The following is a 26,565-nucleotide window of genomic DNA, read 5'->3' as shown; positions in this document are numbered from 1 at the left end:
TATGGATATTTTACATTCAAGAATTGTTGGTGAGGGGAAACCATTACTGATACTTCATGGTTACTTTGGTATGGGAGATAACTGGAAATCTCACGCCAATAAATTTGCGGCAGAGGGATACCAAGTTCATCTAATTGACCAAAGGAATCACGGTAGAAGTTTTCATACGGATGCATTTGATTATGAGTTATTGGTTCAAGATCTATTTCGTTATATAGAGTATCATTCAATTGAGAAACCTCATGTTCTAGGTCATTCTATGGGAGGGAAAACTGCCATGTTATTTGCTGTCGAAAATGCTGATTTATTGGATAAATTAGTGATAGTAGATATTTCTCCGAGAGATTATCCTCCGCATCATCATGATATTCTTGGAGCACTGAATTCAGTTGATTTTAGTAAGCAGAATTCAAGAAAATTAGTTGATGAGAAAGTTTCTGAATTGATTCCAGAAGTTGGAGTGCGACAGTTCTTGTTGAAAAGTGTTTATTGGAAGGAAAAGGGGCTGTTAGATTTTAGGTTTAATTTAAAGTCGTTAACTGAAAATAATAGAGAAGTTGGAGTAGCACTTCCATCGTTTACTATGTTTGAAGGGAAGGTTTTATTTTTGTCAGGTGAAAAATCAAACTATATTACCTCTGATGATATTCCTTTAATAAAAGCTCATTTTCCAGAAGCCAAAATAAAAGATATTTCAAATGCAGGTCATTGGCTACATGCAGAAAATCCAAATGAGTTTTTTAAAGCTGTTATTGATTTTATTTAGAAGTAAATTAATTTTACAATATATAATTCCGACCAAATGGTCGGAATTTTTTATGCTCAAATAAATTAATAAATAACTCGGTGTTCTAAGTGTTTTTACTAGGTATCGTTGACTTTTTACTGAGTTTAGTTTTAGTAAAATTCCCAATTGTTTTAAATAATAGTTTTAAGTTGTTTTGCAGGCTAATTATAACCAAACTAAAAATATTATTTAAAATGAAAAACAAAAAAGTACTACTATTGTTTGTCTTTGGGCTATTTCTAATTTTAGGAGCTACAGCTCAGTGTCGAGTTTACAAAAAAACGAGTGTTTACTATAGCGGAAACCCCGAAGGAGGTAAGGAGCTTGGGTTTCTTAGTAATGATAGGGTTTATAAGAAAACCAGTGTTTATTATAGTGGAAATCCTGAAGGGGCTAAAGAAGTTGGTTTTATTAAGAACAACAGAATTTACCAAAAAACCAGTGTGTATTATAGCGGTAATCCAGAAGGAGGAAAAGAGCTAGGATTCATACAAAAGAATAGAGTTTACCAAAAAACAAGCGTGTATTATAGTGGAAACCCAGAAGGAGGTAAGGAGCTTGGTTTTTATGCAAGTAATCATGTGTATCAAAAAGCCTCAGTTTACTACAGTGGGAATCCTGAAGGAGCTAAAGAAATTGGTGTGTTAGGAACAGTTGGGAGTGATGGAGCAAAAGGAGCAGCTGCTCAGTTACTGTTGCTTGCTGATTAAAGCTAAACACTAATATTTTAGATTCAGTTTTAAGTCAAGGTCGCTTAGTTTCTAGGCGGCCTTACAAAAATAATAATTAGAAGAATGTTTTAGGAAGAAACGAGGCGGAAAACCTTACATTTCCACCCCGTGTTGCCCCATCCATAAAATGCTAATATTTAAGAGATATCTTTTGGAGTATCGGCAATAATTGTATTTATCTTAGAGGTTATGTTATCTGCTTCTTTTTTATAACGGCTAAATACTTCATAAATAGCTTCTGTTATGATGATATTGTTTCTTTTACCCGAATAAACTTTTTGAATGGTTTCTATGGAAAAGCAATGCCCATTTTGGGCTAAATATTGCCTGACCCTTTCTCTGTACTTTGGTGGTTTAATTCGTTCTAATTCTTTTCGTTGAGTTGATGATATCATAAACAGCAAGTCTTTTTTTGGAAAATGATAGCACTTTTAATTTATATTTGTACGAGTTTTGTACTTAATGCTTTTCAAATATACAAACAAAATTCTAATTATAAAACAAAATTATAAACTTTTAGAAAAAAGTTATTTCAAAATGGTTGATTTTATAGATGATACTTACAAAAGAGTAGCTAAAATTATTGAAGTAAATAAGTTGAACATTAGGTCTTTTGAAGAAAAGATTGATGTATCGAATAATTCAATAGGTACAGCTATTAGAAGAAAGGCTTCTTTTAAAAGTAATGTGTTAAACAAAATTCTCCATGCTTTTCCAGAAGTGGATCCTACTTGGCTACTAACTGGCAGAGGAACTATGTCTTTAGAGAGAGGTATCGATGGTTTAGTGCAAGAACCGTCTTCTTCTTATGAAGTTTCATTATTAAACACTAAAATCAAAGAAAATCTTCTGGAATTACTATCAAAAGATGAAGAAATTGGTAAAATGTTAAATATTCAAATTGAAAATTTCATAAAAAACAAAACCTCATAAGAATGAGGTTTTTAGTTGTTTGTAATGTGTTTAATTTTTAGTTAAAAGCTTTAACTTTTTCATGAAGCTGATGATGAAACATTAAAATCAGGCCAATACTTTTTTGTTCTATTCGTTGACAATTATTGATAGCATTATCTATTTTTATTACGGTTTTGTCAAAACCACCATTTTCCAAAAGATTACCTTCTTCTTTTCTAAATATCCCATCATCAACAATAGCTTCCTTGAATTCCTGAACATCATCAATATTTGACATTGGAATAAATTCTATTTTATCGATAGCATCTAAAATAGTGTTGTTTGATTCAGTAAGCTGTTTAACGTTACTAATAAACTTTGCTATTTCTGATTGCTCTACTTCTGACTTAGTTTGCAGTTGTTGTAGATCTTCAAAAATTGTGTTTTTTACAGCAACTATACCTTTATAAATTTCAATGATAACTTGGTGTTGTTTGTATATCTTTAATAGCTCATCTTGTTTATTGTTTTGAATGGCTAAGTTCAAATGAATAGCACAAAAGCGAGTATCCCAATCTTTAAAGTTTTCATTAAATATTTTTTCGCGTTCTGCAACCATTGTTTCATATCCTTCCTGAAGATCTTTTTTATTGTATTCCTTACCTTGAAAGTTAAAAGAAACATCTTTTGTAGTTCCTTGAGAAATTTCAACAGCTTTGTTCATTAAGTTTTCAATTTCTTTTACAGGATTCATTAATGTTGTCAGGCTTTCTTTCAAATACGTGATGTCATTTTGATAAACCGCCTCTCTTTCTTTGGCTCTTTTTAGTAATTCGTCATGAGCATCAATAAACAAAAACCTGTTTAAAAAAGTGTCTTGATATTCCGCAAGAAGTTCTTTTCCTTGCATTTCTTGAATGATAAAGTTTTCAAAAACGGTTGAAGTTGAGAATTCAAGAGATTCTTTACCTATATACTGTTTGTAAACAAGCAAGGTCATTTCTTCTTGAAGTTCATTGGCTTTTTCAAAGAGTAACCAAGGAGAACGATCATCTGAACCGCATTCAATATATGGAGACTTTGCATTCTCTTGTCTCAAATTGTTAGGTGGATGGCTAGCATACATACTTACTTTTGAGTTTTCGGAAGAAGAAAAATATTTTTTTCCACCCATCGAATGCTTAGGAAGGTTTGTTAGTTTTTCTAACTGAGAATCTTTTACTTTGTCATGAGCAATTTGGTTGTGAGTATATAAATTTTTAGTGAATACTTTCTTTTTTGAAGCTAAATAGGCATGTTCAATGGTGTTATTCCAGTTTTCGAAACCGACATCAAGTTTCCATAGAGCGGCAATAATTGCATCGCTTCCGGAGGTACTTACAGCAACTTTGTCTGCGTTAAACTCCATTTCCCTTGATAAGGAAGAATACATGATGTTTAAGAATTGATAAAACAAAGCAAGTGTTTGTCTAATTATCCAAATAACAGGTGTAATAATCCAAGCAGCAAAAGATAAACGAATATCTGAGGCTCTCCATTCATCAAGTAAATTGTCCCAGCTATCTCTATTGTATATCATATCATGAATAATAGTATTCGCCGAGTTAATATAACTTCCAATTTTCATTGCTTTTTGGGCAAAGTGGCCGAACTCATGGGTGATAACAGCTTTAAATTCAGTAAGGTTAAGCGAGTCTATTAAGCCTAAACCAATAGTAAGTTCTTTTTTTATGGGTAAAAATAAGCTAAGCCAAATATTGGAATATGCGACATAAGCATTTACATCAGGATCGATGAAAATATTTTTAGGTTTTGGTGCGCCTGTTTCTTCGCAAATTTTAATTACAAAATTCCAGAGATTTTGGTGTTTTGTTTTGTTCAGTTTAATCCGATTCTGTGGTTTGGGATTTTTAAGTTTAAATATAAATTTTAATGTAAAAACAAAAAGCATTGCGCTTCCAGCAACAGCTCCTATTTTCATTAAAATAGTAGCTTTATTTACCTGCCCGATATCGTAAATCAAGGCAATATATGCTAAGTAGCCTGTAGCGAAAACCAAGCAAGCGTATAAAACAAAAAATAATATAATAGCAATAATCGCTAAGATTGATTTTGTAATATAAGATGATGGAAGTTTTGTGAAATTTTTTGAAATCCCCTTAGGGCTTTTTGGATAGTAATTAACAGCAATCATTTTTAATTTTCTTTTTTTATCTAGGTAAATATACTAAAAATGAATTACTACGAAGTTTGTGAGATGTAGTTTTGATAATTCTGTATTTCATATTTTTAATTCGGAATTGTAATAAAAATTAGTAGTACGGGGCTTATTTTAAAATAGTTAATCATGGAGGTTCTGGAATTGTTAAAAAGGTTTTTTGTTTATTGCTGTAGTGGTATTAGGTGTTGCTTTTTCGATTTTATTGTTAAGTGTTTCTTCGGTTAGTAAAGAGGTTTTATTTAAGAACTCGGAAGAGTTAAGGGAGAATTTTGGAGACTTCCGTTAAAATGAAATTTTAAAGAAAAAAGAGTTTACTGGGTTAGGGTATGAAATTTTAAAATCATTTGGTAGTTTCATGGCAGCTTATAAGAATGTTAAGAATGCAATGTTGTATGCAATAGCCTTTAATTCGGTTCAAAATCGACCGGAGTTGGAAAAGAACATGCATTCGCAGATAATTCCAAATTATAAAGAGGATAAAGAAAATCAATTGAATAAACGTTCGGCGGTTCTATGGGATGCTGAAATTAATAGAATTCCACTTCTTATTCTGCATGGTACTGCCGATCAATTAGTAAGTTATGGTCAGTCAACTGAATTGGTAAAGAAGTTTGAGGTTAGTGGGTTTCCGTATCAGTTTGTAAGTTATGTTGGCGATAATCACAAATTAAGCAAGAATAGGAGAGATGTTGAGAAAAGAGTTATTGAATGGTTTGATAAATATTTACGCGAGCAAAATAAATTTAATAAGATCATAAAAAAGGTCGTGAAAGAATAAAGCTTTCGAGATGATTTTTTTATCTCGAAAGCTATTAGTTCATATGAACACCTAGCTCAAATACTTTATCTAGCCATTTGTTTCTTTGGTTGTCTGATGAATCTTTGATGACAGACAAAAAGGTGACTTTCACTGGAGAAATTCCGCAAAACTCTAGCACTCCTTTTTTGAATTGATTTATGGTTGGCCTTTTCATAAATAAATAGTCATACCATGAAGGAGTATCAGATGTTATTATTAATCTAGCGGTTTTACCTTTTAATAACTTCTTAGGAAAAGGCTTTCCTTTGATAGGTTGAAAAGTAATTCCAGGTAAAAATGTTCTATCAATAAAGCCTTTTAGAATAGCAGGGTAACCACACCACCAAACGGGGAAAACCCAAACTAAATGATCTGCGTTTTTTATCTTTTCGAGAGCGTTTAGTAAATCTGGTTCAAGTTCCATTCTTTTTCTATAGCCAAACTTTAATATTGGGTCAAAATCCAAATCAATCAAGTTAATTTGATCGGTAATGGCATTCGATTTTTCCAATCCTTTTTTATAGGAGTTTGCCAATGCATGGTTAAAGCTGTCCTTGTCAGGATGCCCATTGATTATTAATGTTTTTTTTATGATGTCTTCTAAGTTTGAATTATATGACAAAGAAAGATGTAACATAAAACAAACGAAAGGACATATGTCTAATTAATATCACTCCATCAAAGAATCTTTTCGTATTCTACTTAAATGTCTTTGCGTAATTCCTAAATAAGAAGCCAAATAGTTTAATGGAATTGTCTGTATATATTCAGGATGGTTTTTTAACATATGCTTATAACGCATTTCGGCAGATTCTCGTTGTAGTAGAAATACTCTGTTTTCCAGGTTTATGTATTCCTGCTCAGCAAGGGTTTTCATGAATTTTAACCAATTAATATTTGATTCCTGAAGATTTAAAAGATCTTCTCTTGAAATACTTAGTATTTCAACATCTGTTAAAGCTTGAATACTTTCTGTGGTTTTTGTTTGAGTAATAAACGAAGAATAGGCAGTAACAAAATTTCTTTCCCAGAAAAAACAATAGGTAACATCTTCACCTGTTGATGATATATAGAATGAACGAAGCATGCCTCTGTTTATAAAAGCAACTTCATTACACATATTTCCGGCTTCTATAAAATAATCACCCTTTTTTAATTTTTTAGGAGTGGTTAATTTACTAAATTCTGAAATGTCTTTTTCATTTAAAATATTAAAGGACGCAAGGTAATTTCTCATTTTTTTAAGGTTTAAATAGTTAAAATTCATCAGAAAATAAATAATGATATGATTTTACATTGTCTAAATACGCACCATCAAAACCAGCATCAATTATTTTCTTTAAATATGAATCGTCATTACCATAAATAATGGAATGCCATTCATTAGACCAATATTTTACAAATATTTCATTTTCATAGCCTTTATAGGGTTTAGCCAACCAATGAGGATTACTTACCTCCCAATTGTTGTTGAAATAGTAGCGGTATTTCTCAGCAGAACCAATATTTACATAGGATATAACTAGGCGTTTACCACCGTTTTCTTTTACTTTAATTTTTTGTAAATCTTCCCGAGTGAGTGCTCTCCCATGGAAGAATAAATCAATCAGAATAACATCAAAATTAGTAGTAGTTAAATTATCAATTAACTCTTGTTTTGTTGAAAAATTACTGGCATTGATTAGGTACAGGTAATTTTTAGCATCATTTAGAGTTAAAATGTTTTCACTATTTTCATTTTGAATTGTATTTGGAATATGTGTATAATCATAATTAAAACTCATTCGAGGAAAGCTTAAAAAACCTTCTCTAGCATTTTTATAAATGACTTCCTCAAGTAAAGCGTCATCGGATAGGTAATCGGAGACTAAAACTTGTTTGTTTTCTGAAAACTTTTGTAGCATTGTGAGTCTGTCATAAATGGGAAGCTCATCGCTATCGTAAAATAAAGCCTCAATACCAAAACCATCAATTGCATTAGTGAACTCTGTGCTAAAGGTGCTTGCGGAATGATATTCAGTATAAGCAAGCTCTATTCCATTCTGAGGAATGATAATGAAGTCAGATTTCAATCTTTTTGCATATTGCGAAATTTGAACAACGAATTCTCGCATGCTATCTTCACGATTTTCAGGAGATTTCATTTCAATTTTTGAGCAAGATTCAATAACAATAGACATTACTAAAATTAGTAAATAATTTTTATTAGACATGGGGGAGTATTTAGGGGATTACTATGTAAAATTACTTAAAGTATTTACAATTGCAATTGCGATAATTGCATATTTTTTTATTTAGTCAAAATTTAAAAAGTAATAACATTCTACATTGTCTAAATAAGCTCCATCGAAACCTGTGTCTAAGATTTTCTTAATATAAGACTCTCTGTTGCCATAAATTATTTTCTGCCAGGGCCTTTTCCAAAATTGAACCCAAAATTCGTCGTGATAACCTTCATATTCTTTCCTTAGCCAAGATGGTGAGCCTAGTTTCCATTTTGGTTTCCAATAATACCTGAAATTTTCCGCTGCCCCAATATTAATATAGGAGATAAGAAGACGTTTTCCTCCGTTTTTCTTAATTTTTAGCTCTTTAATTTCATTTAGAGTAAAAGGAGTTTCGTTGAAAAATAAATCTATTAATAGTAGGTCGTAATTCGTGTTTTTAAGCTTTTCTAAAACTTCTTTTTTCGACTTGAAATTTGAAAAATTGATTAGATATAAAAAGTTTTTAGCATTATCCAAAGATTTAATATCTCGGTTGTTCTCGTTATTTAGTTGAGTTGGTATAATGGAGTAATCATAGTTGTTTTTTGTTCTAGGAAAGCTTATAAAATCTTCATTACTATTTCTTTGATTAGAATAACTAATTTGTTTGAGACTTTTTGTATAATCACTCACTAGAATTTGCTTCAAATCCTTAATTGAATTCAATGCCTTTAATTTTTCTTTTGTATTCGCATTTTTAGTGGGGTAAAACAAACTTTCGATCCCAATACCATCAATAGAGTTGATATATTTTTGGTGAGTTCCTTGTGAAAACTCAAGTTCGTTAAAGCATAATTCAATACCATTTTGAGGTATAATGTAGAATTCAGGATTATGTTCTTTGGCATATTTAGAAATCTTCATAATGAAGGACCTCATTTTTTCAGCTGAACGATCTATTTTGTGAGAAGAAGTATTACTATTTCTTTCGATAAAAGCAGTATTATCTTTTTGGTTTATGAAGTAAAAAAAGATAGAATGAGCCAATAGAAATGTTAATGTCAATTTTTTCACAGAAATACGTTTAAGGGATTATGTGTTGTAAATTTCGGTCAAAAAGGTATGACTAAAAGCTGATAATCTGCCAAAAATGCAGGAGAATTGTTTTGGTATAGTTCTGGATAAAAACAAACTATAATAAAATAGAAAATTACAAATGAAATTTTTTTTAAAGCTTTTGTTAACTGCTTTTGCCGTAATTATATTAGCAAATATTTTGCCTGGTGTGGCATTAACTAATTATGTGACGGCTCTAATTGTTGCTTTTACAATAGCGATATTGAACATGATAGTACGTCCAATTTTGATATTTTTTACACTGCCTGCCACTATAGTTACTTTGGGTTTATTTCTCTTTGTAATAAATGCTATAATTATCATTTTGGCAGATAAGCTGGTTCAAGGTTTTACCGTTAATGGATTCTTTACAGCGCTTATATTTAGCGTGCTGTTATCAATATTTAGATCGTTTCTGTTTTCCCTGCTAAAAGAAGAAAAAAGTAAAGAATAAATAAATAAAAACAAGGAGCTTAGATTCAAGGAGTAAGAGTTGAAATAAGTAGTAATTACTAAAGTAATAATTCTTATGTCTAAAAGTCTTGGTTCTCAATAAGAAAAGTAGTAATTTTGCCCCCGATTTTAAAGAAACAAATTTAAGATGAACATAACAAAAGAAAATGTAGATGCATTAAATGCAATTGTAAAAGTTGATATTGTTGCAGACGATTATAAAGAGAAAGTAGCAAAAGTATTAGGTGATTACCGTAAAACAGCTAATATTCCTGGATTTAGAAAAGGTCATGTACCAATGGGAATGGTAAAGAAGCAATATGGGAAAGCGGTAATGATTGACGAGGTAAATAAACTTTTACAAGAATCATTAAATAAATTCTTAGTTGAGGAAAAATTAGATATTTTAGGTAATCCTTTACCAAAAGTAAATGAAGGTTTTTCTTGGGATACTGAGCAATTTTCTTTCGAATTTGAGTTAGGATTAGCACCAGAATTTGATGTTGATTTAAAATCAAATAAAGTAAAGTCTTACAATATTGTAGCTAATGAAGAATTAATTGAAAAAGAGTTAGAAAATATCCAAACTCGTTACGGTAAATTAATTACTCAAGAAGAAGCTGAAGAGCATTCGAATGTTACAGGTACTTTTGTTAATGAAGAAAAAGAAATCAACAAGAAGTCAACTTTCTTAGTAAACGATTTAAAAGGAAAGAAAAACGAAAAGAAATTAATCGGAGCGAAAGTTGGAGATGTTATTGAATTAGACACTAAAAAACTTTTTGAAGACGATCATAATTTACAAAATGTTTTAGGAGTTTCTCAAGATGATGCTAAGGATTTAGACGTAAAAGTAACATTTACCGTTGAAGAAATTAGTATTACTGAAAAAGCAGAATTCGATCAGGAATTATTTGATAAATTGTTTACTGATGGAAGTGTAAAAACGGTAACGGAATTAAAAGAGAAAATAAAGGAAGATGCTGAAAAGCAGTTTCAACAACAAGCAGATCAGCAGTTATTAAATGCTGTAACTGAATCTTTAGTTGAAAATACTAAGTTTGACTTGCCTAAGGACTTTTTACAAAAGTGGTTACAAACTGCTGGAGAAAAGCAATTAACAGCAGAGGAAGCAGTAAGTGAATACGAAAAGTCAGAAAAAGGATTACGTTACCAATTAATCGAAGGAAAGATTATGAAGGATAACGATATAAAAGTTGACTATGCTGAGTTAGTAGAATATGCTAAAGGGTTTATTAAATCGCAAATGGCTCAGTTTGGAAATGCAAATCCTGAAGAAAAAGAATTGGATGAAATTGCTGGTAGAATTTTATCTAATCAAGAAGAAACTCGTCGTTTACAAGAACAACTAGTATCTCAAAAATTAGTAGGTTTCTTTAAAGGTAACATGGAGTTTGATGCTAAAGAAGTATCTTATGAAGAGTTTATTAAAGAAGTGTACAATGTTGATGCAAAGAAGTAATAGACAATAAAAGAATAAAAAAAACCTGAACAATTGTTCAGGTTTTTTTTAGCGAAAAACTCTACTACGATATTAAGGTAATACTTCTTATATTTACATTTTATAACCAAAAAAACTTTTAACAATGGATTACGGAAAAGAGTTTGAAAAATTCGCAACAAAACATCATGGTATTAATAGTACTTATTTTGGTGAAATAACTAGTAGTCTTACTCCATATATTATGGAAGAGCGCCAGTTAAACATCACTCAAATGGATGTTTTTTCTCGTTTAATGATGGATAGAATTATTTTCTTGGGAACGGGAATAAACGATCAAGTTGCGAATGTGATTCAAGCGCAATTATTATTCCTAGAAAGTGTTGATGCAACGAAAGATATTTCAATTTATATAAATTCACCAGGAGGAGGTGTGTATGCAGGTTTAGGTATTTATGATACCATGCAGTTTATAAAACCTGATGTAGCTACAATTTGTACAGGTATGGCTGCTTCAATGGGAGCCGTATTAATGTGTGCAGGAGAAAAAGGTAAACGCTCGGCATTACCGCATTCACGTATTATGATTCACCAACCATTAGGTGGTGCTCAAGGGCAGGCTTCTGATATGGAAATAACGGTGAAAGAAATAGGTAAATTGAAAAAAGAATTATACAATATTATTTCACATCATTCAGGACAATCTTACGATAAAGTGCATGAAGATTCTGATAGAGATTATTGGATGAAGGCTGAAGAGGCGAAGGAATATGGAATGGTTGATGAAATTTTAACAAGAAAATAAAGATAAAACCAGTCAGATGAAGCTGACGAAAAGTTGATAAAATGTCGAAAGAAGAAAACTTACAATGTTCCTTTTGTGGGAGAAAAAAACCTGAAACAGATTTGTTAATTGCAGGTTTAGACGCTCATATCTGCGACAAGTGTATTGAGCAGGCCTACGGAATTGTTCAGGAAGAAATTGCCGAAGCAAAAACAAGTAGCTTGTCTTCTGATTTAACACTTAAAAAACCTAAAGAAATTAAGGCTTTTTTAGATGAATATATCATTGGTCAAGACGAAACTAAAAAAGCAATGTCAGTGGCAGTTTATAATCATTACAAACGCTTATTACAAGTTGTTGAAGATAGTAATGATGTTGAAATTGAAAAGTCGAACATTGTTTTAGTTGGTGAAACAGGTACAGGAAAAACTTTAGTGGCTAGAACCATTGCTAAAATGTTAAATGTTCCTTTTTCTATTGTTGATGCTACAGTTTTAACACAAGCTGGTTATGTAGGTGAAGACGTCGAAAGTATTTTGAGCCGTCTTTTACAAGCAGCAGATTACGATGTAGACAAAGCTGAAAAGGGAATTGTATTTATTGATGAAATAGATAAGATAGCTCGTAAAGGCGATAATCCTTCAATTACTAGAGATGTATCTGGTGAGGGCGTTCAACAAGCACTATTAAAGCTTTTAGAAGGAGCTGTGGTGAATGTAGCTCCTAAAGGAGGAAGAAAACACCCAGAGCAAAAATTTATTGAAGTTAATACTAAAGACATTTTATTTGTTGCAGGAGGTGCTTTTTCTGGTATTGATCGAGTTATTAGCAAGCGTTTAAATATGCAAGCGGTTGGCTATAGTGCATCTATTGATGAAGATAAGGTTGATGAAAGTAATTTATTACAATACATTATTCCTTCGGATTTAAAAAGCTTTGGTTTAATACCTGAAATTATAGGGCGTTTACCAGTATTAAGTCATATGAATCCATTAGATGCTAAAACCTTAAGAGCAATTTTAACGGAACCTAAAAATTCTATTATAAAACAGTATACCAAGCTTTTTAAAATGGACGGTGTTGAGTTTTCTGTAACAGAAGAAGCTTTATTGTTTATTGTTGAAAAAGCTATTGAATATAAACTTGGAGCACGTGGTTTGCGTTCGCTTTGTGAAGCTATCTTAACAGAAGCAATGTTTGAATTACCTAGTACAGACGAGAAAGAGTTTACTGTTGATAAAGAGTATGCGGAAGCAAAAATAACGAAGAATGCTTTAACAAAATTGAAAGCCGCTTCCTAGTTAAAAAATACTATAAATAAAAAAAAGCCTCATATGAGGCTTTTTTTTATTTATAAATTCTACTTAGTTCATGAATCCAATCACCAAGTTCTTTTGCATTCAGTTTATATTTATGTTGGATAATTTCCTTCTTACTTAATAAATGAGCTTGACTCAGAACAGCACGTTCATATTCCGAAACAACCGATTCTTTAAATTTGGCTAAATAGCTATCTGCACTTTCTCCAATATGATTAGGCTCTGAAAGTTTTCCGTATTTTGAAACCCAATTGTTAAATTGCTCAGGTTTTATATGGTATTTTTTTCTGATTTCTTCTTTTTTCTTTTCAAGATAGCTTTGTTCTAAAACTAACTGTTCATATTCTTCAACTGCAGATTGTTGGAACTTTTTATAAAAACTAGTTGAACTGTCAACTGTATATAATGTTTTTGATTGATTGACATGGGCCATATTTAGTTTTCCATTTTTAGTAACCCAATTGGTAAGTTCTTGCGGATCGATATTGTATTTCTTACTAATATCATCAATGTGGTTTTTTAAATGGGTTGGATCCAAAACTAAGGTATCATACTCTCCAACTACCGATCGTTTAAATTTCTCGAAGAAGCTTGACGCAGATTGAGTTTCACTTGAATTTGATGAGTTGGCATTAGGTTGCTCATTATTACCTAAGAGATCAGCAATGTTGGCATTGCTATCAGCAGTATCGGTAACTTCAACTTTTGCCGCTTCTTCTACAATAGTTCCACTTTTTTCTTCGTACGACAACTTGTTGTCTTTATACCAGCTATCAGAAAATTTATCGTATATCTCTTTCGATATTAATATCTTTCCATCTTTGTTACCGCTGGCATCCATGTTCTCTAGAATGTTACATTCGCTAATGTCCAGTAAAGTCAATCTATTATTATTACAAAACAAATCTTTAAGGTCAGGTTTACTGCCTAAAACAAGTTCGTTTAGTCTATTATAATCGCAGCTTACGGCAAAAAGTAGAGGATTGTTGCTAATATTTAATTCCTCAATTTTATTATTACTACAATTCAAAAAAGAAAGTTTAGGATTATTAGATAAATCTATTTTCTTAATTTCATTACCAGAGCAATCCAATCTAGTTAAATTAGGGAAATGTTCAATTCCCGTTAAGTCTTTTATTTTTGAGTTAACGTTTGTCAGATATTTGTTTTCTAGTGGAGAATTAATGTTTAAGTTGACGATATATTGTGCGTCACTCACTAAAATAGTACCATTTAAACCATTTGAATCATAATTTAAATCAATTAGAGCTTCTTCAAGTCCTAAATCAGGAATCTTAATAGTTTCTTGTGAGAAAGCATTAATCGAGAGTAAAATAAAAATGCAGCAGGTATTTATTAACTTCATAATTTAAAAGAGATTTTGCGCCAAATTTATATATTTATATGGTTTTAGACAATTAAAAATAGACTAGGTTTAAATAAGGGAACAAAACCACTATATTTGCGAACTATTTTTTTGAGATTTTATGATAACCCAATACACCATTGATAAAGTTTTTGATGTTGCCAGAGTAGAAGAGGTGATAGGTGAGTTTGTGCAGTTAAAAAAGACAGGAAGTAACTTTAAAGGTTTGAGTCCTTTTACAGATGAAAAAACACCTTCATTTGTTGTATCGCCTGTGAAGCAAATTTGGAAGGATTTTAGTACAGGTAAAGGTGGGAATTCTGTTTCATTTTTAATGGAACACGAACATTATACCTATCCAGAAGCTATTAAGTGGCTTGCGAAAAAATACAATATAGAAATAGAAGAGACTGAGCAATCTGATGAGCAGAAGCAGCAACTTAATGAAAGGGAGAGCATGTTTCTTGTTTCAAAGTTTGCAAAAGATTATTTTCACGACCTTCTTCTGAATTCTCAAGCAGGAAGAGCGATTGGACTTTCTTATTTTAAAGAAAGAGGCTTTAGAGAAGATATTATTCAAAAGTTTGATTTAGGATATTGTAAGGATGAGTGGGATAACTTCACCAAAGCTGCTTTAGCAAAAGGGTACGACTTAAAATATTTGAAAGAAACTGGGTTAACCATTGTAAAAGAGGGAGGAACTCAAGATAAAAAATTCGATCGTTTTAAAGGAAGAGTTATGTTTCCGATACACAGTATGTCTGGAAGAATTCTTGGTTTCGGAGGTCGAATATTAACAAACGACAAAAAAGCAGCAAAATATTTAAACTCTCCAGAAAGTGATATTTACCATAAAAGTAAAATATTATATGGTTTGTATCATGCAAAAAAGGAAATAGCAAAGTTAGACAATTGCTTTTTGGTGGAAGGATATACCGATGTAATCTCTTTCCATCAATCGGGAGTGGAAAATGTGGTAGCGTCATCAGGAACGGCATTAACTCCAGATCAAATTCGTTTAATTAATAGATTAACGAAAAATATAACTGTTCTATTTGATGGAGATGCTGCGGGTATAAGAGCGTCTCTTCGTGGTATTGACTTAATACTTGAGCAAGGATTAAATGTAAGAGTGGTTTCTTTTCCGGAAGGTGAAGATCCTGATAGTTTTGCGAAAGCGCATTCAAGTGCCGAGTTAAAAAAGCATCTTGAAGATAAAGCACAGGATTTTATTGAGTTTAAGGTGTCCTTATTGATGGAGGACGCTCAGAACGATCCTGTAAAAAAAGCTGGACTTATTAGAGATATTGTAACGAGTATTTCTAAAATTCCTGATGGTATTCAAAGGGAAGTGTATGTACAAGAGTGTGCAAGAATTATGGATATCTCCGAACAGGTGTTGTTTAGTGAGTTGGCACAATTATTGCAAAGAGGATCAACAGGGACAAGTTCAAAAAGCAATCTTTCAAGGCCTAATAGAGTTTCTGCATCAGATGATGTGAATTCTACCAAGGGGAAAGGATTAGAGGTTTTAAGAGCTAAAGGTAAAGGAAAACAAACTCATAATATAGATCAAGTATCCATTCTTGAGAAGGAGATTATCAGAATCCTTCTGTTATACGGAAATGAAATAGTTGATTTTATAAATTGGGTGGATGCTCACGATAAATACGGTAAGCCAATTTTAGAAAAAGAGGAATATCAAAGTACGGTTTTTAATGAGTTGTATTTGAATTTACAAGAAGATGAAATTGAATTTTCAAACGAACTGTTTAAACTTACATATCACGCATTGGTAAATCAATTGAATCAGCGAGAAAAGATAGTTATTGATGAGCTAATAATGCATGAGAATATGGAGGTGTCTGGCTTGGTAACGAATATATTGATGGATGAAGAACGATATATTTTGAGTAATTGGGAGAAAAAAGAGGTGCGTATTACAGCAATAGAGAAACTTTTACCAAAGTTAGTTACTGATGCGATATTAAATTTGAGAAGAGTATTGATTGACAAGAAGATTAAAGGTGTAATGGAAGATATTAGAAATGAGGTTATAGAAGTAGATTTAGAAGAGATAAACAACTACAATACACTTAGAAATCTACTTTCAGAGAAGTTAAATAGAGTAGTATAAGTGCTTTAAATATTAGAAAGGGTGATTTTCTTTTGATGAAAATTGAATTTATTTATACTTTTTTTCTAAATTAGCACCGAAAAGAACAAGAAATCAAACCAAAAGATCATGAAAAAGTTATTGCAGTTTTTTGAACTAGTTAGATTATTAATCGTACTTCCGTTTAAAGTATCTAATGGGAAAAAAAAGCAGGCATACAAAAAAATAAAGCAACAGATGATTTCTGTAAACTTACTTTAATTCAGTAGGTATTTCACAAACAGGAATAGGAATCATTTTGTGTTGATTTATTAAATTTAATCGAGTGTAAATTTTATACACTTCCGCTTGCCTTCCGGTAAAGTCAGTTAAGACCTTGCCGTTATTTTGCATTTGCATAGCCCATTCAAGCTCATCGTAGGAAGCTCCAATTTGATCTTCATCTGTACGACTATCGCCAAATAGACCATCGGTAGGTTGTGCCTTTTGAATAGATTCAGGAACTTCTAAATGAGCAGCCAGTTGGTAAACTTCAGATTTTACTAAATCAGCAATAGGACTTAAATCTACTCCACCGTCTCCATACTTAGTGAAAAAACCAACACCGAAATCTTCAACTTTATTACCTGTACCTGCCACTAAAAATCCATGAAGACCAGCAAAATAGTACAATGTTGCCATTCTTAACCTGGCTCTTGTATTCGCTAAAGCTAGATCTACCTTAGGAGAAGAATCAGTTTTTGGTACTACTGTTTTAAAATCTTCAAAAGTACTTGTTAAGTTTACTTCAGCTTCACTAACGTTACTAAAACGTTCTTTTAGTTGTTTTATATGCTCGTTGGCACGATTAACCTGACTTTTTGCTTGGTGAATAGGTAATTCAACGCATAAGGTAGGTAAACCAGTTTTAGCACATAAGGTTGAAGTAACCGCGCTATCGATTCCTCCCGAAATCCCAACCACAAATCCTTTCACTTTAGCATTGGTAGCATAATTCTTTAACCAATTTACAATATGATCTATAACTTTAGGTGCGTCCATATATTCCGATTTTCTTTTAGATGTGTTTTCCTTTGATGAAACTAATTTAGTAATTTCGACGTTGTAAAAGATAAATGTAAATAATTATAGTTAATGCGAAAAATTATAGCTCTTTTTTTAGCCATTATTTTAATGTCATGTGAAAAAGAAAGTAAACCAGAAATAGATGTTTCAGAGGTTAAAGTGAGTTTTAACATAGATAGATTTGATAAAGATTTTTACCAGAGTGAAAAAAGTTTAGAAGAACTTAAGAGCTCCTATTCATTTCTTTTTCCAAGGTATGTTCATGATTCTATTTGGGAAAGTAGAAGAACGAATCTGGATGAACAGGAACTGTTTGAAGAAACTCAGAAGTTATATAATGAAGTAAATGAATTAGAAGAGCAGTTAAAAATGTTGTTCAAGCATGTGAAGTATTATAATCCGAAGTTTAAAAGTCCTGAAGTGATTACTATGCTTACGAATATAGATTATGAGAGCAGAGTGGTTTATAGTGATACTTTATTATTTGTTTCATTAGATGCTTATTTAGGAAAGAATCATAAGTTTTATGGAGATTACCCAGCTTATGTAAAGCAAAATAATACAAAACAACATATTGTAGTGGATGTTGCTTCAAAAATTGTGAGCGAACAAGTGTTTCCTAAGACTAATAGAACCTTTATCGATAAAATGATTTATAAAGGGAAAAAAATGTATTTAAAAGATGTTTATTTAGGGAAGCTATCGGATCATGTTAAGATTGGTTATAGCAAAGAAAAATCTTTATGGGCTAAAGAAAACGAAGAGGAAGTATGGCGTTATTTCATTGAAAAGGATTTGTTATTTAGTACTGATAAAAGTTTGGATAAGAGATTCTTGGATATGGCTCCTTTTTCGAAGTTTTATTTGGGACAAGATAACTTGTCTCCGGGAAGGATTGGAGAGTTTATTGGATGGCAAATCGTTAAGTCTTATATGAAAAATAATGACGTATCTTTGCATGAGTTAATAAGAACAAGCGAAGAGGAAATCTTCACAAAATCTAAATACAAACCAAGAAGATAATGAGTATTGAACATAATTCAAAGATTACATTCACTGTAGGACTAGATGAAAACAGAGTGCCAGAGGAAATTTCATGGAATGCTGAAGATGGAGGTATAAAAAATGAAGCTTCTAAGGCTATTATGTTATCAGTTTGGGATCATAAGAAAAAAGATACCTTACGAATGGATTTATGGACAAAAGATATGCCTGTTGACGAAATGAAGCAGTTTTTTCATCAAACACTAGTATCAATGGCTAATACCTTTGAAAGAGCTACAAACGATGAGAAAATGAGTGCTACAATGAAAGATTTCTGTGATTACTTTGCAGAAAAATTAGAACTGATCGATAAATAATATAAAAAGCTGTCATTGACAGCTTTTTTAATGTTTTTTTATTAGGTTGATAACATATTTGTAATCTTCAATATTGTTTACAAAATCTAATTGAGAAACATCTACAATTAAAACATTTAAGTTTTCTTGTTGCGTATTGATGAAATTGATGTATCCATCGTGTATTTTCTGTAAATAACTTGCTTCAATATTCTGCTCATAATCTCTACCTCTCTTTTTAATATTTTGAAGTAACCTATCTGTATTTTGATAGAGATATACGTATAAATCAGGCTTTGTAATTTCTTTGTACATCAAATCAAACATTTTGCGATACAGTTTATATTCATCATTTTGCAATGTAATCTGAGCAAAAATTAAAGATTTGAAAATATAATAATCGGATACAATAAAGTTTTTAAACAAATCGAATTGGGCTAAATCATCCGATAATTGTTGGTATCTATCGGCAAGAAAGCTCATTTCCAAAGAGAAAGCATAACGCTCATTATCCTCATAGAACTTTGGTAAAAACGGGTTGTCTGCAAATCGTTCTAAAACTATTTTAGCATTAAATTCATCGGCCATCATATTGGTTAATGATGTTTTACCAGCGCCTATATTCCCTTCAATAGCAATGTAATTGTATTTTTCAGTGATTGGAACTGGACGTAATAGTTTATTTGAAATAATAGTTATTTCCGATTTATCATCACAATTTTTTAGACAATCACTGAGTTTTATTTTTTGTATCGGATGCAGTACCTTCTCAGCGATTTCTGCTAGTGGTGCAAGAGCAAACTTACGTTCTAACATTCTTGGGTGAGGAACAATAAGGTCTTTTGAAAAGATAATTTCGTCTTCAAAAAGTAAAATGTCTATATCAATGTTTCTATCGGAATAGCCGTTTGTATTATTGCGTTCTCTTCCTAGTTCCTGCTCAATAGCTAATAACTCCTTAATTAAGAAGTCAGGTGGTAAGTAGGTAGAAACTTCAATACAAGTATTATAAAAATTGTCACTATCAAAACCCCAAGAAGATGTTTCGTAGACAGAGGCCACTTTGAGAACTGAACCAATTTTATCTGCAATTAAGTTTACAGCGTTTTGAAGGTTTTCAAACTTATTTCCTTGGTTAGTTCCTAGTGAAAGGTATGTAATTCGTTGTATTTTCAACCGATAAAATATTATTTAAGTTTTTGTTATGTTTATTAATAGACTGATAGTTGTACTAATTATATCCCTATGATATATATAGGAATTAATTATAAATATCCAATTCTAAAATGAGAAGTCTATTTGTAGAGTGCAAAGAAAAATAAAACTGAGGCAAATCAACCATAAAAAATTATTTTTTTTATGCTGAATTTATAGTAAGAAAAGTTGTTGAGGAGCGTATGAGTGTTTTAAGAATAATTGATTTCTTTATTCCAAGCGTAGTTATTCTGAAATTAAAGTCTTGCAAGCATTTGTTCTGAATACTTGTAAAATTTAATGAATGTTTAGTTTTACAATACTGATTATTATTAAAAAAACTGAGTCATTTCCTTTTAATAATACTTGAGTTTTAAATACAGATAGGCATCATATATCTAAATAATTAGGGTGTAAATTAACATCAGAAATCGTATAATTTGTGATAAAGGTAGGGTAATTACATTTCCAGTTGTTTTATTGGTGAATTTCTTAATAGAGTAAGGTTTTTTGTAGGATTTTAATTGGGGAATTATAATCTTGTTTTCGCAAAAATCTCTTAATTTAAAAAAGGCTACCAATTATTGGTAGCCTTTTTATTTTATATTGTCCCGTCCTGAAATAAGTTGACACAAAATCGACTTATAATGAGAGATCAAACAAACAAGTGGGTTAAGCGCACCCAACGTGATTACAATCTAGGCTTTAAATTAGCATTAGTAGCGGAAGTAGAAAAAGGCAATTATACTTACAAACAGATACAAAAAGCTTATGGAATTCAAGGTAGAAGCACCGTTTTGGTATGGTTACGAAAATATGGTACATTAGATTGGAATACTCCAAATCTTCATCATATGCCAAAATCAAAAGAAACACCAGCACAAAAAATAAAACGATTAGAGAAAGAGTTAGAAGATGAAAAACTAAGAAACCTTCTACTAAACACCATGATAGATGTTTCAGACAAACAATTTGGTACTACTATCAGAAAAAAGCTTTTATCCCAACAATCCAAATCATCCGACAGAATAAAGAAATAACCCTTTCTTGTTCTTGTAGATTGTTAGGAATTAGTAGACAAGCTGTTTATCAAGGAATCAAACGTAAAGAGAATCGAGCGAAAGTTTTATCACAAATAAAGCCACTAGTACTATCCATTCGAAGAGAAATGCCTAGAATCGGAACTCGTAAACTCTATTACTTACTAAAAGAAGACTTTGATAGAATGCAAATAAAAATAGGGAGAGATGCCTTATTCGCTTATTTAAAATCCGAACATTTATTAATAAAGGCTAAAAAGAATTATATAAAAACAACACACTCAAAACATTGGTTAAGAAAACATCCTAATTTATTAAAAGACATCGTTCCCGAAAGACCGGAACATGTTTATGTTAGTGATATAACATATATAAAAAGTAGAGAAAAAACGCATTATTTATCGTTAGTTACAGATGCTTATAGTAGAAAAATAGTAGGCCATAAACTTAGTGATGATATGGGAGCAGATAATGTGGTACAAGCTTTTAATATGGCTGTCAAAAACAGAAATAGTGATAAAGAGTTAATCCATCATTCTGATAGAGGGCTACAATATTGTTCAAATATTTATCAAAAGGCATTATTAAAAAACAAAGTAAGACCATCTATGACTGATGGGTATGATTGTTATCAAAATGCCTTAGCAGAACGTATAAATGGTATATTAAAACAAGAGTTTTTAATATATAAGTGTAATAATCAGAACGAGTTGAAACAGTTAATTAAAGAATCTATAAATACTTATAATAACAAAAGACCACATTTAAGTCTTAATATGAAAACTCCTAACTTTGTACACAATAAAAAACCAGAGAAGTTAACTTCTCTGGTTTAATTAAATTTTATAAATAACTGTCAACCTATTTTAGGACGACTCATATAGAATTAAGAGTGTTTAGCTTTTCTTTGCTTCTTTCTCTCTATCTTGATCTTCTCTTGGCTTTCTCTCCGGTCTTGGTGGTCTTGGGAGTAAAGCTTTTCTTGATACTTTTTCTTTTCTAGTTTTAGGGTCAACACCGAAGTATTTTACATCAATAACATCACCAAGATTAACTACATCAGTAACATTATTAGTTCTTTCCCATGCTAATTCAGAAATGTGTAATAAAACTTCATTACCTGGAGCTTCTAAATATTCAACAACAGCACCAAAGTCAAGAGTTTTTACAACTTTTACTTCATAAACACTTCCTTTGTTAGGTTTGAAAGTAATAGCTTTAATTCTTTCTAAAACACTGTCTATTCCTTGTTGATTTGTTCCTAAAATTTCAACAATTCCTTCTTCAGTAACTTCATCTTCATTAATTACGATAGTAGTTTCTGTTACTTTCTGTAATTCTTGAATATGTTTTCCTCCAGGTCCTATGATAGCACCAATGAACTCATTAGCAACTCTCTTTGTAACCATTTTTGGAGCATGAGCTTTAACATCCTCATTTGGTTGAGCAATAGTATCAGTTAACTTCTCTAAAATATGTAAACGACCATCACGAGCTTGTTTTAAAGCTTTAACTAAAATCTCGTAAGACAATCCTTTAATTTTTATATCCATCTGACAAGCAGTAATACCATCAGCAGTTCCAGTAACTTTAAAGTCCATGTCTCCTAAGTGATCCTCATCACCTAAGATATCCGATAAAACTGCATAACGTTCACCATCTGAAATAAGTCCCATTGCAATTCCTGAAACTGGTTTTTTTAACTTAACACCAGCATCCATTAACGCCATTGTTCCCGAACATACAGTAGCCATAGAAGAAGAACCGTTTGATTCTAATACTTCTGCTACTACACGAACAGTGTAAGGACAGTCATCAGGAACCATTCCTTTTAATGCACGTTGTGCAAGATTTCCATGACCAACTTCACGACGAGAAGTTCCTCTTAAAGGACGTGCTTCTCCCGTTGAAAAAGGAGGGAAATTATAATGTAAATAAAAACGTTCTTCATCTTGAACCGTTGGAGAATCAATCATGTTAGCATCTCTAGATGTTCCTAAAGTAACAGTAGCTAAGGCTTGAGTTTCTCCACGTGTAAATACAGAAGATCCATGTGTTTTTGGTAAATAGTCTACCTCACACCAAATTGGTCTAATGTCAGTAGTTGCTCTACCATCTAAACGTAAACCTTCATTTAATGTTAATTCTCTTACGGCTTCTTTATGAGCTTTATTAAAATACTTAGAAATTAAATCTCCTTTCTCTTCTAATTCTTCTTCAGAATAACCCGCTAAAATTTCTTCCTTTACTTCAGAAAAAGCTAAACCTCTTTCCTGCTTAGAAGTACCTTTTTTAGCAATGTCATAACACTTTTGATATGCAGCTTCTTTAATCACTGCTTCAAGATCAACATCACTTTCTTCTTCGTCGTATTCACGAGTTTCTTTTTTTCCTACAGCTTCTGCTAATGCTATTTGAGCATCACATTGAACTTTAATTGCTTCATGAGCAAAACGGATAGCGTCAGCCATTTCTTCTTCAGAAACTTCATCCATTTCTCCTTCTACCATAGCAACGAAGTCTTTAGAAGCCCCAATCATTAAATCCATATCAGCTTCTTTCAACTGATCATAACTTGGGTTAATAACAAACTCTCCGTTAATTCTCGCTACACGAGCTTCAGAAATTGCAGTTTCAAAAGGAATGTCTGATAATTGAATAGCTGCAGATGCAGCTAAACCTGCAAGAGCATCAGGCATAACATTTTCATCATGAGACATTAACTGAATCATAACTTGAGTTTCAGCATGATAATCTTTTGGGAAAAGAGGACGTAGTACTCTATCAACCAATCTCATGGTTAAAATTTCTTCATTACTAGGTCTTGCTTCTCTTTTCATAAAACCTCCTGGGTATCTACCAGAAGCAGCAAATTTTTCTCTGTAATCTACTGTTAAAGGTAAAAAGTCGATACCTTGCTTCGAAGTTCTTGCTGACACAACTGTAGCAAGTAACATAGTATCTCCCATTCTAACAACAACAGAACCGTCTGCTTGCTTTGCTAATTTTCCAGTTTCTAACGTAATGGTTCTTCCATCTCCAAGTTCAATGACTTGATTAAATACTTTTGGAATCATAAATGCTTTTCTAAAATTTTAATTTGTTGTTTGTGTTGTTGTGTTGTTGTATGTTGTTGTTTCAATGGAAGTTTGAACACTTTTTTTTAGAAAGAGTTCGATTTAAAGGTAGGTAAAATATTTGAAATAGTTGCAATAAAAAAGAGGCAGGGAATTCCTGCCTCTTAAAGGATTATTTTCTAATACCTAATTCTTTGATAATCGCACGATATCTAGTGATATCTTTTTTCTTCAAATAGTCTAATAAGCTTCTACGCTTACCAACCATCTTTACTAACGAACGCTCTGTGTTATAATCTTTACGATTTTTCTTTAAGTGCTCAGTTAAATGGTTTATTCTAAATGTGAATAATGCAACTTGACCTTCTGCCGTACCAGTATCATTGTTTCCTTTACCGTGTTTAGCAAAAATTTCTTGTTTTACTTCTTTTGTTAAATACATGCCAATATTATTTAAATGATTATTATGTATTCAATGATTTTTCATTGAAGCTGCAAATGTACAAATATTTTTTAATAAAACTTAGAGGTTTAGATAACATTATTAGACTTGTAGAATCTGATCATATCACTTCTTTTTGGAACTGAGATTATTGACGGATTCTAGAAATACTCATTTTTTCTAATGTAACTTTAGCATCGCCTGCTCCATTTTTTTTAATGATTATTTCAAAATTTTTAGCTGAATCTATTAAGTCATCAGTAATGAAATAAGAAAATTTTAAATTAACTCCTGCTTCTCCAATAGTATGGTTCTCTCCAGTACCGTGATCATGAGCTACTCCAAAAAAGGTCATTGAGCCAACATATTCGTCTTCTTTATTAGGATAACGCAAAAAGACAGTATAATAATCATCTGGTTCTTTATAAGTTACTACATTTAAGTTTAAAATAAGGTAGGGTTTGGTAGATTCACTTTTTAATATTTTGTTCGTTCTTCTTGTAAATTTGTTACTTACTTTGTGAGAAAAGGTCGCTCCTTTAATGACTTTACCAACTTTTTGCTCCCATACTATTTTACCATTAGAGTCTTGAAGAGGGATTTTTTGTTCTTTAGATAGGTTATTGGATGCTAATAGAGGAGGAGTATCTGAAGTATATAAAAAGGAATCGTATGTATATCCTAAATTGAAAACAATATCATACATTTCTTTTACGGTATAGGTAATTTGTTCTCCATTTGGTTTAATAAAGTTATATTCCCAAGGGTAGGCCTCTAACTCTTTTAATGTGGGACGAGGTTTACCAGGTAGGCGATCCCAAGACTCCCAAATACGATCAACCATACTATGGTGTAACCAAAACACGGGGTCGAAACCAGCTGAAGGAACTAATGCCATTAAACCAGCCTCTTCTTTTTGGTAGATTTGGTTAAAGAATAATTCTGGTTTCGGTTCTGCATATGTTCCTCCGATTAGATCATGCATAAAGCCATGAGGGTTAATTTCCATCATTTTGCTAAATCCAGCATCACTTACAAAGAAAGGGTTGTTTTTTAATTCTCGAATATTTAAACGTATCGTATCTGCTTTTCCTTTAGGTATAGCTTTTCCTTCATTTAAAATAGTGTATCTCGCAGATTCAAATAAGGACGATCCTTTCTGCCTTATTTTTTTTGGCATGATATTGTCTCGGCCATAGTTCCAATAAGGGAGAGCGAAGTCTTTTTTTCCGGATAGTTCTCGTACTATTTTTTCAAAATACCAGATATACATTCTATGCCATAGTAAAAAATGCAAGGAAGCAGCTTTTTTCTTATCTTCTTCGGAAGCACCATGGGTGCAATTTCCCCATGCAAATAATTTGTTTTCACTTGTTTGATATTCTGGACATAATTTATTTTCACCTTTAATAGTGTCAGGAATGTTGTGTATAGCTCCTTGGTAATACCAAGATAATCCATTTTCGCATTTCATTTCTCTCATTTTTTTAAGAGCAATTTTCATAGCTTCTAAATCTGCTTGACCTTCTGGCGAAGAAGCATTTTTACGGACATACTGAATTCCGTTTTGGTTTTGACCATAGCTTAAACCGACGGTCAAAATTGTTAAAAATAAAAGGATAATTTTTTTCATTTGATTGATTATTATTAGTAGACGATATCTTAAAATTGATATAGTACAGTTAGTTTTTATGTAAACCGAGGTGTTGTATAAATCTTAAAGGAATGCAACTTCAAAAGTTAGAATTTCAAAATAACTTGGATTTGAAGTATCATAGATTTTAAATTTTACAATTCCGGTACCTTTTTTTTTAGGAGACATCACATGAATTGCAATGAAACCTTGTTGGTCTGGATTCAATTTTTTGAAACTGGAACCTTTGGGAATCCCAATTTGACAGGCACCATGTTGACACATAGAACTATCCCAGTTTTTTGGAAAAGAATTATAAACTGTTTCCCATTTTAAAAAAATGGGCTCATCTGAAGTGTTTTCTACATTAATTTTAGAAATTTCTAACCGATCTTCTTTAGCTAATGATTCTTTGTTTATGTCATTTCCTACTACTTTAAAGGTCGGATTGTTTTGAGCTGATGCTATAACAGTTAGCAATAAGGTAAATATAAATGATGTAATTGTTTTATTCATACT

At 31.6% G+C, this 26,565-nt stretch carries 26 protein-coding genes; 13 read left to right on the top strand and 13 right to left on the bottom strand.

Translation table 11 applies throughout. The features are described from left to right. Window position 1: 1 nt before the first annotated feature. Window positions 2–766 carry an alpha/beta fold hydrolase gene (locus tag BLW23_RS21565; protein WP_093673844.1) on the top strand — a complete coding sequence of 255 codons (765 nt, stop codon included), beginning with the start codon at window positions 2–4 and terminating at the stop codon, window positions 764–766. A 215-nt stretch (window positions 767–981) separates the two neighbouring features. Continuing rightward, entirely contained in the window at window positions 982–1,497 is a 516-nt protein-coding gene (locus BLW23_RS21560) for a hypothetical protein (RefSeq protein ID WP_093673842.1), read from the top strand. Between the two features lie 158 nt (window positions 1,498–1,655). Here the strand turns inward: BLW23_RS21560 and BLW23_RS21555 are convergent, their stop codons facing one another. Beyond that, complete coding sequence (locus tag BLW23_RS21555) at window positions 1,656–1,913, bottom strand: hypothetical protein (RefSeq protein ID WP_093673840.1); 258 nt, start codon at window positions 1,911–1,913, stop codon at window positions 1,656–1,658. A gap of 142 nt (window positions 1,914–2,055) precedes the next feature. Between BLW23_RS21555 and BLW23_RS21550 the strand changes: the two genes are divergently transcribed. Then, the gene (locus BLW23_RS21550; protein WP_143032256.1) at window positions 2,056–2,451 is read left to right on the top strand and encodes a hypothetical protein; all 396 of its coding nucleotides are present in this window, start codon (window positions 2,056–2,058) and stop codon (window positions 2,449–2,451) included. Window positions 2,452–2,488: 37 nt separating this feature from the next. Here BLW23_RS21550 and BLW23_RS21545 read toward each other — a convergent pair whose 3' ends face one another. Then, window positions 2,489–4,606 carry a M48 family metallopeptidase gene (locus tag BLW23_RS21545; protein WP_093673836.1) on the bottom strand — a complete coding sequence of 706 codons (2,118 nt, stop codon included), beginning with the start codon at window positions 4,604–4,606 and terminating at the stop codon, window positions 2,489–2,491. 382 nt (window positions 4,607–4,988) lie between these two features. On the opposite strand from BLW23_RS21545, the gene BLW23_RS21540 reads away from it, so the two are divergent. Then, window positions 4,989–5,411: an alpha/beta hydrolase family protein gene (locus BLW23_RS21540; protein ID WP_093673834.1), complete on the top strand. Its 423-nt coding sequence runs from the start codon at window positions 4,989–4,991 to the stop codon at window positions 5,409–5,411. A gap of 34 nt (window positions 5,412–5,445) precedes the next feature. On the opposite strand, the gene BLW23_RS21535 is transcribed toward BLW23_RS21540, so the two are convergent. From BLW23_RS21535 to BLW23_RS21520, 4 genes are all read right to left on the bottom strand, one after another. Next, window positions 5,446–6,069, bottom strand: a complete 624-nt coding sequence (locus tag BLW23_RS21535; RefSeq protein ID WP_255362857.1) for an NAD(P)H-dependent oxidoreductase — start codon at window positions 6,067–6,069, stop codon at window positions 5,446–5,448. A gap of 33 nt (window positions 6,070–6,102) precedes the next feature. Continuing rightward, complete coding sequence (locus BLW23_RS21530; protein ID WP_093674389.1) at window positions 6,103–6,669, bottom strand: Crp/Fnr family transcriptional regulator; 567 nt, start codon at window positions 6,667–6,669, stop codon at window positions 6,103–6,105. 19 nt (window positions 6,670–6,688) lie between these two features. Then, window positions 6,689–7,645, bottom strand: coding sequence for an endo alpha-1,4 polygalactosaminidase (locus BLW23_RS21525; protein WP_093673832.1), 957 nt, complete (start codon window positions 7,643–7,645; stop codon window positions 6,689–6,691). An 81-nt stretch (window positions 7,646–7,726) separates the two neighbouring features. Next, window positions 7,727–8,713, bottom strand: coding sequence for an endo alpha-1,4 polygalactosaminidase (locus BLW23_RS21520; protein ID WP_093673830.1), 987 nt, complete (start codon window positions 8,711–8,713; stop codon window positions 7,727–7,729). 142 nt (window positions 8,714–8,855) lie between these two features. On the opposite strand from BLW23_RS21520, the gene BLW23_RS21515 reads away from it, so the two are divergent. From BLW23_RS21515 to clpX, 4 genes are all read left to right on the top strand, one after another. After that, window positions 8,856–9,209, top strand: a complete 354-nt coding sequence (locus BLW23_RS21515; protein WP_093673828.1) for a phage holin family protein — start codon at window positions 8,856–8,858, stop codon at window positions 9,207–9,209. A 147-nt stretch (window positions 9,210–9,356) separates the two neighbouring features. Beyond that, the gene (gene tig / locus BLW23_RS21510; protein WP_093673826.1) at window positions 9,357–10,691 is read left to right on the top strand and encodes a trigger factor; all 1,335 of its coding nucleotides are present in this window, start codon (window positions 9,357–9,359) and stop codon (window positions 10,689–10,691) included. Window positions 10,692–10,815: 124 nt separating this feature from the next. Next, window positions 10,816–11,475: an ATP-dependent Clp endopeptidase proteolytic subunit ClpP gene (clpP, locus tag BLW23_RS21505; protein WP_093673824.1), complete on the top strand. Its 660-nt coding sequence runs from the start codon at window positions 10,816–10,818 to the stop codon at window positions 11,473–11,475. Between the two features lie 41 nt (window positions 11,476–11,516). Then, complete coding sequence (clpX, locus tag BLW23_RS21500; protein WP_093673822.1) at window positions 11,517–12,755, top strand: ATP-dependent Clp protease ATP-binding subunit ClpX; 1,239 nt, start codon at window positions 11,517–11,519, stop codon at window positions 12,753–12,755. 46 nt (window positions 12,756–12,801) lie between these two features. On the opposite strand, the gene BLW23_RS21495 is transcribed toward clpX, so the two are convergent. After that, window positions 12,802–14,139, bottom strand: coding sequence for a leucine-rich repeat domain-containing protein (locus tag BLW23_RS21495; protein WP_093673820.1), 1,338 nt, complete (start codon window positions 14,137–14,139; stop codon window positions 12,802–12,804). Window positions 14,140–14,260: 121 nt separating this feature from the next. On the opposite strand from BLW23_RS21495, the gene dnaG reads away from it, so the two are divergent. Together dnaG and BLW23_RS23830 are read left to right on the top strand one after the other, a co-directional pair. Beyond that, window positions 14,261–16,276 (top strand): DNA primase, encoded by a 2,016-nt coding sequence (gene dnaG, locus BLW23_RS21490; RefSeq protein WP_093673818.1) that lies wholly within the window; start codon window positions 14,261–14,263, stop codon window positions 16,274–16,276. Window positions 16,277–16,384: 108 nt separating this feature from the next. After that, window positions 16,385–16,516, top strand: coding sequence for a hypothetical protein (locus BLW23_RS23830; protein ID WP_255362856.1), 132 nt, complete (start codon window positions 16,385–16,387; stop codon window positions 16,514–16,516). Here BLW23_RS23830 and nadE read toward each other — a convergent pair. Next, window positions 16,508–17,296 carry an NAD(+) synthase gene (gene nadE / locus BLW23_RS21485; protein ID WP_093673816.1) on the bottom strand — a complete coding sequence of 263 codons (789 nt, stop codon included), beginning with the start codon at window positions 17,294–17,296 and terminating at the stop codon, window positions 16,508–16,510. The genes BLW23_RS23830 and nadE overlap by 9 nt on opposite strands. 93 nt (window positions 17,297–17,389) lie before the next feature. Here nadE and gldB point away from each other — a divergent pair, with 93 nt between their 5' ends. Together gldB and gldC are read left to right on the top strand one after the other, a co-directional pair. Next, on the top strand, window positions 17,390–18,343 hold the full coding sequence (gldB, locus tag BLW23_RS21480) for a gliding motility lipoprotein GldB (protein WP_093673814.1): 954 nt from the start codon (window positions 17,390–17,392) through the stop codon (window positions 18,341–18,343). After that, entirely contained in the window at window positions 18,343–18,681 is a 339-nt protein-coding gene (gldC, locus tag BLW23_RS21475) for a gliding motility protein GldC (protein ID WP_093673812.1), read from the top strand. The genes gldB and gldC overlap by 1 nt, the downstream gene beginning before the upstream one ends. 27 nt (window positions 18,682–18,708) lie before the next feature. On the opposite strand, the gene folK is transcribed toward gldC, so the two are convergent. Next, window positions 18,709–19,836 (bottom strand): 2-amino-4-hydroxy-6-hydroxymethyldihydropteridine diphosphokinase, encoded by a 1,128-nt coding sequence (folK, locus tag BLW23_RS21470; RefSeq protein WP_093673810.1) that lies wholly within the window; start codon window positions 19,834–19,836, stop codon window positions 18,709–18,711. 665 nt (window positions 19,837–20,501) lie between these two features. On the opposite strand from folK, the gene BLW23_RS21465 reads away from it, so the two are divergent. Further along, a protein-coding gene (locus BLW23_RS21465; RefSeq protein WP_410529759.1) for an IS3 family transposase occupies window positions 20,502–21,730 on the top strand; the annotation gives its coding sequence in 2 pieces (ribosomal slippage) (window positions 20,502–20,862 and window positions 20,862–21,730; 1,230 coding nt in all). Between the two features lie 60 nt (window positions 21,731–21,790). On the opposite strand, the gene BLW23_RS21460 is transcribed toward BLW23_RS21465, so the two are convergent. From BLW23_RS21460 to BLW23_RS21445, 4 genes are all read right to left on the bottom strand, one after another. Then, on the bottom strand, window positions 21,791–23,971 hold the full coding sequence (locus BLW23_RS21460; RefSeq protein ID WP_093673808.1) for a polyribonucleotide nucleotidyltransferase: 2,181 nt from the start codon (window positions 23,969–23,971) through the stop codon (window positions 21,791–21,793). 172 nt (window positions 23,972–24,143) lie between these two features. Then, window positions 24,144–24,413, bottom strand: a complete 270-nt coding sequence (gene rpsO / locus BLW23_RS21455; RefSeq protein WP_093673806.1) for a 30S ribosomal protein S15 — start codon at window positions 24,411–24,413, stop codon at window positions 24,144–24,146. A 148-nt stretch (window positions 24,414–24,561) separates the two neighbouring features. After that, on the bottom strand, window positions 24,562–26,046 hold the full coding sequence (locus BLW23_RS21450) for a tyrosinase family protein (protein WP_093673804.1): 1,485 nt from the start codon (window positions 26,044–26,046) through the stop codon (window positions 24,562–24,564). Between the two features lie 84 nt (window positions 26,047–26,130). After that, entirely contained in the window at window positions 26,131–26,562 is a 432-nt protein-coding gene (locus BLW23_RS21445; RefSeq protein ID WP_093673802.1) for a hypothetical protein, read from the bottom strand. Between the last annotated feature and the right edge of the window lie 3 nt (window positions 26,563–26,565).

The organism is Tenacibaculum sp. MAR_2009_124 (genome assembly GCF_900105455.1).
Taxonomy (GTDB): Bacteria; Bacteroidota; Bacteroidia; order Flavobacteriales; family Flavobacteriaceae; genus Polaribacter.
This window is presented reverse-complemented; position numbering and strand designations above follow the sequence as displayed.

What these genes read in the sequence shown, in the direction of transcription:
- BLW23_RS21495 (WP_093673820.1), bottom strand. Translation starts at nt 14,139, where the DNA reads ATGAAGTTAATAAATACCTGCTGCATTTTTATTTTACTCTCGATTAAT.
- rpsO (WP_093673806.1), bottom strand. Translation starts at nt 24,413, where the DNA reads ATGTATTTAACAAAAGAAGTAAAACAAGAAATTTTTGCTAAACACGGT.
- nadE (WP_093673816.1), bottom strand. Translation starts at nt 17,296, where the DNA reads ATGGACGCACCTAAAGTTATAGATCATATTGTAAATTGGTTAAAGAAT.
- BLW23_RS23830 (WP_255362856.1), top strand. Translation starts at nt 16,385, where the DNA reads ATGAAAAAGTTATTGCAGTTTTTTGAACTAGTTAGATTATTAATCGTA.
- clpP (WP_093673824.1), top strand. Translation starts at nt 10,816, where the DNA reads ATGGATTACGGAAAAGAGTTTGAAAAATTCGCAACAAAACATCATGGT.
- clpX (WP_093673822.1), top strand. Translation starts at nt 11,517, where the DNA reads ATGTCGAAAGAAGAAAACTTACAATGTTCCTTTTGTGGGAGAAAAAAA.
- tig (WP_093673826.1), top strand. Translation starts at nt 9,357, where the DNA reads ATGAACATAACAAAAGAAAATGTAGATGCATTAAATGCAATTGTAAAA.
- gldB (WP_093673814.1), top strand. Translation starts at nt 17,390, where the DNA reads ATGCGAAAAATTATAGCTCTTTTTTTAGCCATTATTTTAATGTCATGT.
- BLW23_RS21450 (WP_093673804.1), bottom strand. Translation starts at nt 26,046, where the DNA reads ATGAAAAAAATTATCCTTTTATTTTTAACAATTTTGACCGTCGGTTTA.
- BLW23_RS21515 (WP_093673828.1), top strand. Translation starts at nt 8,856, where the DNA reads ATGAAATTTTTTTTAAAGCTTTTGTTAACTGCTTTTGCCGTAATTATA.
- gldC (WP_093673812.1), top strand. Translation starts at nt 18,343, where the DNA reads ATGAGTATTGAACATAATTCAAAGATTACATTCACTGTAGGACTAGAT.
- BLW23_RS21540 (WP_093673834.1), top strand. Translation starts at nt 4,989, where the DNA reads ATGGCAGCTTATAAGAATGTTAAGAATGCAATGTTGTATGCAATAGCC.
- BLW23_RS21565 (WP_093673844.1), top strand. Translation starts at nt 2, where the DNA reads ATGGATATTTTACATTCAAGAATTGTTGGTGAGGGGAAACCATTACTG.
- BLW23_RS21460 (WP_093673808.1), bottom strand. Translation starts at nt 23,971, where the DNA reads ATGATTCCAAAAGTATTTAATCAAGTCATTGAACTTGGAGATGGAAGA.
- BLW23_RS21525 (WP_093673832.1), bottom strand. Translation starts at nt 7,645, where the DNA reads ATGTCTAATAAAAATTATTTACTAATTTTAGTAATGTCTATTGTTATT.
- BLW23_RS21535 (WP_255362857.1), bottom strand. Translation starts at nt 6,069, where the DNA reads ATGTTACATCTTTCTTTGTCATATAATTCAAACTTAGAAGACATCATA.
- BLW23_RS21550 (WP_143032256.1), top strand. Translation starts at nt 2,056, where the DNA reads ATGGTTGATTTTATAGATGATACTTACAAAAGAGTAGCTAAAATTATT.
- BLW23_RS21555 (WP_093673840.1), bottom strand. Translation starts at nt 1,913, where the DNA reads ATGATATCATCAACTCAACGAAAAGAATTAGAACGAATTAAACCACCA.
- BLW23_RS21545 (WP_093673836.1), bottom strand. Translation starts at nt 4,606, where the DNA reads ATGATTGCTGTTAATTACTATCCAAAAAGCCCTAAGGGGATTTCAAAA.
- BLW23_RS21530 (WP_093674389.1), bottom strand. Translation starts at nt 6,669, where the DNA reads ATGAGAAATTACCTTGCGTCCTTTAATATTTTAAATGAAAAAGACATT.
- dnaG (WP_093673818.1), top strand. Translation starts at nt 14,261, where the DNA reads ATGATAACCCAATACACCATTGATAAAGTTTTTGATGTTGCCAGAGTA.
- BLW23_RS21445 (WP_093673802.1), bottom strand. Translation starts at nt 26,562, where the DNA reads ATGAATAAAACAATTACATCATTTATATTTACCTTATTGCTAACTGTT.
- BLW23_RS21560 (WP_093673842.1), top strand. Translation starts at nt 982, where the DNA reads ATGAAAAACAAAAAAGTACTACTATTGTTTGTCTTTGGGCTATTTCTA.